Below are 6,650 nucleotides of genomic sequence, written 5' to 3'. Positions count from 1 at the left end.
CGGCTCGTTCTGGGCGAGGTCGACAGCATCGACTTCGAGCAGCGCCGGCTCCAGTACGTCGACCCGGAGGGCCGCTCCGGCGAACTCGATTACGACCGGCTGCTGCTGACCGTCGGCAGCGTCAACAAGCTGCTGCCGATCCCCGGTGTCGCCGAGCACGCGCATGGCTTCCGCGGTATGCCGGAAGCCCTCTACCTGCGTGATCACGTCAACCGGCAGATCGCCCTGGCCGCCGCTTCCGAGGATCAGGAGGAAGCGGCGGCTCGCCGTACCTTCGTGGTCGTCGGGGCGGGCTACACGGGTACGGAGGTCGCGGCGCACGGCCAGATGTTCGCCGAATCGCTTGCCCGGCAGCACAACCGGCAGCGCGGGGAAGGGCCGCGAACCCGGTGGATGCTGCTGGACATCGCCCCCCGGGTCCTCCCTGAGCTGGACGAACGCCTCTCGGATACGGCGCACGAGGTGCTGACCCAGCGTGGCGTCGAGGTGCGGACCGGAACCTCGGTGAAGGAGGCGACGAGCGAGGGAGTGCTGCTGGACAGCGGAGAGTGCGTTCCGACCCGTTCACTGATCTGGTGCGTGGGTGTCCGGCCCGACCCCCTCGTCAAGGACCTCGGCCTGGAGACCCAGCAGGGCCGCATCGTGGTCGACGAATATCTGCGCGTGCCCGGCCGGCCGGAGGTGATGGCCTGCGGTGACGCGGCTGCGGTGCCCGATCTGACCCGTCCCGGGGAGATCACGCCAATGACAGCGCAGCACGCGGTACGCCAGGGGAAGATCGCGGGCCGTAATCTCGCGGCCTCGTACGGCTATGGAGCCTCGCGCCCCTACAAACACCACGACCTCGGATTCATGGTCGACCTCGGCGGGGTCAAGGCCGCCGCGAACCCGCTGCGCGTCCCGCTCTCCGGCCCGCTCGCCAACCTGGTGACACGCGGCTACCACCTCGCCTCCATGCCGGGGAACCGGATCCGGGTGCTGGCGGACTGGGCACTGGACGCGGTGCTGCCGAGGCAGGCGGCACAGCTGGGACTGGTGAGGTCCTGGTCCGTGCCGCTGGAATCCTCGTCGCCCGAGGTGGCACGGGTGCCTTCGCCCTAGCGCTTGCGCTTGCGCTTCCGCCCTGAGCCCGGGCGCAGTCGCCCTGAGCCTCTGCGCCCGCCACACTGCGATCCCTCGTCTGCTCCGATGCTCCCCGTCACCCACCCGGGTGACGGGGTTATTCACAACCGGCCGGTTATCCACGGAAAGTAAGACGCCCACCACGGAGCGAGCATCCGCGGCTAGCTTTCTCGTATCGCCCAACAGAGCTCGAGAGCCGGAACACCACGGACACCCGGGACAGCGCGGGCAGCACTGGAACACGTGAGCACCACCAGAGAGCACGAGAGAGCACGAGAGGAAGTACCGCATGCACGGGGGACTGCCGCTCATCGGACTGAGCATGCTCGTCTATGGAGCCGTCGGCGCCGCCGCTCTGGCCAGGGGAGCGCTCGACCGGATCCGAGGCCGGACGAAGCGGACCAGCAGGAACGAGAAGCAGGGGAGGGGCACCGCATGCCCGGCCGTGTGACGGTGATCGTCCCCGCCCACAACGAAGAGGCGGGACTCCCCGCAACCCTGGAGTCCGTACTGGCCCAGACCACGCCACCCGAGCAGGTGATCGTCGTGGACGACGCCTCAACGGACCGCACCGGCGATGTGGCACGGTCCTACGGGGTCGAGGTGCTGCGGCCGGCAGCCAACCTCGGCAGTAAGGCCAAGGCACAGAACCACGCCCTGCCGCACTGCCGCGGGGACCTGGTCCTGGCCGTGGACGCCGATACCGTACTGGCACCGGACTACATCGAACGGATCCTGCCCGCATTCGACGATCCCTCAGTCGCGGTCGCGGCAGGCAATGTGCAGACGCGGTTCGCCCGGACCGTATGGGAGCGCGGCCGCTCGGTGGAGTATCTGCACGGTTTCCACTGGCACCGCCCCATCCAGGAACGGGCCGGCAGCCCGATGGTCTGCTCCGGCTGCTGCTCCGTCTTCCGCCGCCGGGAGCTGACGGCCGCCGGCGGCTTCCCGGAGCGCACCATCGTCGAGGACATGGACTACACCTGGAGCCAGCAGATCTCCGGGCGCAGGGCCCGCTACGTCAGCGCCGCTGTCGCCTGGGCTGCCGACCCGGAGTCCCTGCTCTACCTGCGGAAACAGGTCTGGCGCTGGATGGCCGGCTTCTGCCAGAACCTGCGCGTACACGCCGGAGAGCTGGTCTGGCGCAAACCGATACTGGCCGTGTGGGTGCTGCTGGCGCTGGTCGAGATCCTCCTGGCGCCGCTGTGGTGGTGTACGCCGGTGATTCTGACGGTCGGCTTCCACAAGCCGGTTGCGGAGACGCTCGCCTGGTGGGTCGGCACCGAACTCCTCTGCACACTTCCCCCCTTGGTCTACGCGGCACGCAAACGCGGGCTGAGGCTGAGGAAGGTGTTGGGTGACCTGCCCTGTGTGTATCCGACCAAGGCCGTCAATCTCTGGTACGCGTGGAAAGCAGTAGTCGTCGAACTGGTGCTGGTCCCACTGCGGCTTTCCCGCGGACTGACTGTCTACGAAAAGGGCCGCGGCCCCACTCCTTTGTCACCGGGGAGGCCGGCCACCGCGCTTCCCTGACAGCTGGACAGGCGGCAGGAACTCGCGCACCAAGGTGCGATGCCACCAAGCGCCCGTCTCCCGCCGCTCCTGCCGGGTCGTGAAGCGGTAGCGATACAGCAGCGCTCGTACGTGCGTAGGAGGCTGGTCCGGGAACGGGTTGATGTGCAGCAGCCGCAGCGTGGCCGAATCGTTCTCGAGCAGCCGCGAGATGAACGGCTCGAACCAGCCGCGGGTGTAGGCGGGGGAGAGCGCGGCGAACCACATCTGCCAGTCGAGACGCAGGTGATACGGCGCGAACTGGCGTGGAAGGCGGCGCACGTTCCCCGGCTTGCCCTTGAACTCGTACTCGCGCCACACCGTCTCCGGCGTGATCTGCTCCTCGTCCGTGCCTTCCAGCACGATCTCCTGCCGGACGCGGGTCACACTGCCGAACGCGCCATAGGTGTTGACCAGATGGAGGGGGTTGAAGGACCGGTTCATCTGCTGGGTCCGGCTGAGCAGATTCCGCGCAGGCCAGTAACTGAGCACCACGATCAGCGCAGACGCCACACACACCAGAACCGCGAACCACAGCGGGGCGGGATCGAAGGAGGGGGTGCCCGTGAGAGGAGAGGTGTCGACGGCGGCGAAGGCGAGAACGATCGTCAGCCAGTTGAGCCAGGAAAAGTTCCCCGACAGAACCAGCCACAGCTGCGTGATGATGATCAGCCCTGCTGCGACGGTGGCAACCGGCTGCGGACAGAAGAGCCCGAAGGGCACGATCAACTGGGCTACATGGTTGGCGGCCACCTCGACCCGGTGCAGCCGCTTGGGGAGATGGTGGAAGTACCAGCTCAGCGGCCCGGGCATCGGCTGGGTCTCGTGGTGGTAGTACAGGCAGGTCAGCTTGCGCCAGCACTCGTCGCCGCGCCACTTGATCAGCCCCGCGCCGAACTCCAACCGGAAGAGCAGCCAGCGCATCAGCCACAGAGTCAGCACAGGCGGCGCCGTCTCCGCGTTGCCCAGGAAGATCGCCAGGAAGCCCGCCTCCAGCAGCAGTGACTCCCAGCCGAAGCTGTAGAAGATCTGCCCGACGTTCACGAACGAGAGATAGAGGAACCACAGCAGTGCCCACATCACCATCGAGGCCCACACGGGCACGGCATCCGCCGCCCCCGCCACCACGGCGGCGGCCAGCGCGACCCCCACCCAGGCGCAGACCCCGGTGATCCGGTCGTCGCAGCGCCAGTGGAAGAGACTGGGAGACGCCCGGAACGGCACGCGCCGCACGAACACAGCGGCGGGCACCAGCCCGCGCTCGCCGAGCAGTGCCCGGAACTGCATCGCGGCCGAGAAGAAGGCGACGAGGTAGACCACGGCCAAGGCACGCTGAAGGACCAGTCGGCTCAGTTCGTACCCGGGGGCCGAGAACCACGGCGTGAACCACTCCATGGCGGCCATGAGTACCACCGGCACGCCTACCTCACGCCCTCGGTGAGGTCCACTGACGCGGGGCACCGGACGAGTAGCCGTTCACGGACGGACGGACGAGCGAGGACGACGGTTACGCATGGGCGAGCGGCGCGCGTGAGTGCTCTGCGGGGGGGGTGCCCCTGTGCGTTTGGTCAAGGTCCAAGGCCAGTAGGTTCGTGCGGTCGCGGGTGGGCCGAGCCGCAGAGGTGTGCATGACTGATGGCCAGGTCACGATCAAGCTGACGAGTGACGAGGCACTGGTGCTGTCGGACTGGCTGGAGAAGCTCCAGATGACGGACCTCAGCCGCGTTGTCGGCGATCCGGCGGTCCGGGCGCCAATCCATCGGATCGCCGGAACGCTGGACAAGGCGCTTCCTGAGCTGTTCGCGCCTGACTATGACCAGCGGATTGAGACCGCTCGGCAGCGGCTTCGGCCGGAGAACTGACCGAGCGGTCTGACTCCTCACCTGGCCGCAACCCGTCGGGGTTCGTAGAAGGTTCCGTCGCGAGGGGAAGAGGATGTCGGTCCCGTGTCTGGCGAGGCAGAGCAGGGCCTCAATGTGATGCTTGCCCTGCGCGCTCTTCTTGTCATAGCAGGCCCGCGATGCCGGGTCGCCCAGAGCGGGGAACGCGGAGAGGATGAAAGCCCTTTTCAGCTGTTCGCTTCTTCTCCGTGGCGGTTGTTCGCGCCGGGTCGAGGACCTGGATCTGCGGGTTACCGGGGCGAGTCCGGCGTAGGCGGCAAGGTGGCCTGCGGGGGGGGGGGGGAATGTGCTGCCGTCGCCGACCTCGATGAGGATGCGGGCTCCGGTCCTGGCGCCGACTCCCGGCATCGATGTCAGGACCTTCGAAAGGGGGTGGCTCTCCAGCAGTTTCCTCGATACGCCGGGCTGCAGTTTGCGCTGGTCAACAATGGCGGCGAGGGATCCGGCGAGGCTCGGGACGGTCAGGGCTGCCGCATCGGTGCGCGGAACGGTGACGGTCTGCTCGTCCCGAGCGGTGAAGATGTCCTCGGCCAGAGGTTCGGCCATCCTCGGGGCCTTCGGTCGAGACGACGTGACCAGGCGGCTCCTTCTCCCGCCTTGCGGATCGCGGCCGGTGACCCGCCCGAACCGCTCCAGCAGCATGAGGACGGCTGGATGCTGCAACTGCGGCCCCATCTCCCGCTCCAGCGAGGGGTGGATCTGGGTCAGCAGGCCGTGCAGCCGGTTCGCGGCTCCGGTGGCTTCGCCGGCCCGGTCGTCGTCGAACCCGACGATCATCTCCAGATCGGCAATCGCCTCGTCCTCGCCGTCGATCGTTCGCAACGTGTGAGCCATCGACCACGACCAGCACCCCCGCCGTGCTTGGCCTGGAGTTTCGCGAACAGCTCGCGGAGCTTGGGTTCGGTGTTGGGCAGGCGCTTGTCGAAGGCATTCTTCCCGGCCGGGGTGGCGCCGGTGGCGTGGTGTTCGCCCTTGCCGACGTCCAGGCCGAGGAAGACGTCAATGCTGCGGGTGTCGGTCGATCAGATGCACATCCACGTTACGGAGAGCTCTTCCGACCCGGGAAGACGGTGCTCAAGCCTCTCATCAGCGGTTCGTCGATGCCTACGGACCCGGTGACACCTGTTATGCCGGACCCGGAGGCCGGACCCGGAGGCCGGAGGCCCCATTGCGGAGGCAATGAAGACGGTAACGGGGGAGGGGCCCCGGGACGCACTGGTCGTCTTCACCCGCTCCCGCGGCCCCGGGCAACTCCTCGCTCGCCTTCAGCACGCTCACCATGCTGGCGAACTCGCGGCGCACGCTCTTCTCGTGGGCGGCAGGCCAAGGGCGGGTGAGGCGCCTGCGGTCGGCTGGCTACCGTATGCGCATGACCATCCGGGTGCTCCTTGTCGACGACGACGCTCTCGTGCGGGCCGGGCTCCGGCTGATGCTGGAAGGCGCGCCCGGCATCGAGATCGTGGGCGAGGCCGCGGACGGCAGCCAGGTGCTGCCACAGGTGACCGAGCACCGGCCGCACGTCGTTCTGATGGACATCCGGATGCCGGCCGTGGACGGGCTCGCCGCCACCGAGATGCTGCGGGCGCGTGAGGAGCCGCCCGAGGTCGTCGTCCTGACCACCTTCCACGCGGACGCCCAGGTGCTGCGGGCTCTGCGTGCCGGAGCCGCCGGGTTCCTGCTCAAGGACACCCCGCCCGCCGACATCCTGGCCGCCATCCGCAAGGTCGCCTGCGGGGAACCCGTGCTCTCGCCGGCCGTCACCCGCCAGCTCATCGAGCACGTGACCCCCGCCGGACACGACAGCCGCCGGACACGCGCCAGGAAGGCCCTGGCGGCGCTCGGCGACCGGGAGAGCGAGGTTGCGTTGGGCGTGGCCCGCGGACTGGCGAACGCCGAGATCGCGGCGTCGCTCTACATGAGCGTACCGACGGTCAAGACGCACGTTTCCCGCATCCTGACCAAGCTCGACCTCAACAACCGCGTCCAGATCGCCCTCCTGGTCCACGACGCCGGGCTCCTGGAAGAAGCCGGGGCGGACGGCGAGTGACCTCCCTCGCATGCGGGGGCGGGTGCCAT

At 68.3% G+C, this 6,650-nt stretch carries 6 protein-coding genes and 1 pseudogene; 5 read left to right on the top strand and 2 right to left on the bottom strand.

All coding sequences use genetic code 11. The features are described 5' to 3' along the window. From ITI46_RS32445 to ITI46_RS32435, 3 genes are all read left to right on the top strand, one after another. The coding region (locus ITI46_RS32445) for an NAD(P)/FAD-dependent oxidoreductase (protein WP_209243526.1) at positions 1–1,101 on the top strand (1,101 nt) is incomplete at its 5' end. A 310-nt stretch (positions 1,102–1,411) separates the two neighbouring features. Further along, a complete protein-coding gene (locus ITI46_RS32440; RefSeq protein ID WP_209243525.1) occupies positions 1,412–1,573 on the top strand; it encodes a hypothetical protein in 162 nt (53 codons plus the stop codon). Next, positions 1,558–2,655, top strand: a complete 1,098-nt coding sequence (locus ITI46_RS32435; protein ID WP_209243524.1) for a glycosyltransferase family 2 protein — start codon at positions 1,558–1,560, stop codon at positions 2,653–2,655. The genes ITI46_RS32440 and ITI46_RS32435 overlap by 16 nt, the downstream gene beginning before the upstream one ends. Here the strand turns inward: ITI46_RS32435 and ITI46_RS32430 are convergent. Then, positions 2,623–4,077: a lipase maturation factor family protein gene (locus ITI46_RS32430; protein WP_209243527.1), complete on the bottom strand. Its 1,455-nt coding sequence runs from the start codon at positions 4,075–4,077 to the stop codon at positions 2,623–2,625. The genes ITI46_RS32435 and ITI46_RS32430 overlap by 33 nt on opposite strands. A 224-nt stretch (positions 4,078–4,301) precedes the next feature. Between ITI46_RS32430 and ITI46_RS32425 the strand changes: the two genes are divergently transcribed. Then, positions 4,302–4,535, top strand: a complete 234-nt coding sequence (locus ITI46_RS32425; RefSeq protein ID WP_209243523.1) for a hypothetical protein — start codon at positions 4,302–4,304, stop codon at positions 4,533–4,535. 17 nt (positions 4,536–4,552) lie between these two features. On the opposite strand, the pseudogene ITI46_RS32420 reads toward ITI46_RS32425, so the two are convergent. After that, positions 4,553–5,578 (bottom strand): annotated as a pseudogene (locus ITI46_RS32420) (IS110 family transposase). A gap of 365 nt (positions 5,579–5,943) precedes the next feature. Between ITI46_RS32420 and ITI46_RS32415 the strand changes: the two are divergent. Continuing rightward, positions 5,944–6,621: a response regulator transcription factor gene (locus tag ITI46_RS32415; protein ID WP_209243522.1), complete on the top strand. Its 678-nt coding sequence runs from the start codon at positions 5,944–5,946 to the stop codon at positions 6,619–6,621. Positions 6,622–6,650: the final 29 nt, after the last annotated feature.

The organism is Streptomyces oryzae (assembly GCF_017676365.1).
In the GTDB taxonomy this organism is placed as follows: Bacteria; Actinomycetota; Actinomycetes; order Streptomycetales; family Streptomycetaceae; genus Streptomyces; species Streptomyces oryzae.
The sequence above is the reverse complement of the archived record's forward strand: the minus strand, read 5'-3'. Positions and strand labels throughout refer to the sequence as shown.

Bases quoted from the DNA above. Each gene is read 5' to 3' on its own strand.
- ITI46_RS32440 (WP_209243525.1), top strand. From the start codon at position 1,412: ATGCACGGGGGACTGCCGCTCATCGGACTGAGCATGCTCGTCTATGGA.
- ITI46_RS32415 (WP_209243522.1), top strand. From the start codon at position 5,944: ATGACCATCCGGGTGCTCCTTGTCGACGACGACGCTCTCGTGCGGGCC.
- ITI46_RS32425 (WP_209243523.1), top strand. From the start codon at position 4,302: ATGACTGATGGCCAGGTCACGATCAAGCTGACGAGTGACGAGGCACTG.
- ITI46_RS32435 (WP_209243524.1), top strand. From the start codon at position 1,558: ATGCCCGGCCGTGTGACGGTGATCGTCCCCGCCCACAACGAAGAGGCG.
- ITI46_RS32430 (WP_209243527.1), bottom strand. From the start codon at position 4,077: ATGGCCGCCATGGAGTGGTTCACGCCGTGGTTCTCGGCCCCCGGGTAC.